Source organism: Caballeronia sp. LZ043, from assembly GCF_031451075.1.
In the GTDB taxonomy this organism is placed as follows: domain Bacteria; phylum Pseudomonadota; class Gammaproteobacteria; order Burkholderiales; family Burkholderiaceae; genus Caballeronia.
In genome coordinates, this window is sequence record NZ_JARUXT010000010.1 from 1 (window position 1) to 330 (window position 330).

Annotated in this window: 1 protein-coding gene; it reads left to right on the top strand. The window is 68.8% G+C overall.

Annotated elements, in window-relative coordinates:
* Nucleotides 1-330: hypothetical protein (locus tag QCE64_RS34330; protein ID WP_310008673.1), on the top strand; the 330-nt coding region annotated here is incomplete at both ends.

Below are 330 nucleotides of genomic sequence, written 5' to 3' on the forward strand. Positions count from 1 at the left end.
GGGCGCGAACGTCACCATCGACGCGGCCAAGGATACGGCGCAGCGTTCGCGGACGGAAACCTCGCATTCGAGCGGCCTTGCGCTCGGGCTGTCGGGTTCCGTGGGCGATGCAAACAATAACGCCTACACGCAGAGCCGCGCCGCGAGTCGTTCGGCGAGCACGGGCAACGACCGAGCGGCGACGCTGCACGCGATCGCGGCCGCGGGGAATGCGGCGATGGGTGTCGCCGGCGCGACCGGCGGCGCGCTGATGCAGAACCCGAGCATTGCCGTTCAATTGAGCGTCGGGTCGAGCAGCAGCCGCAGCGATTCGAGCGAGACGCAGACGAT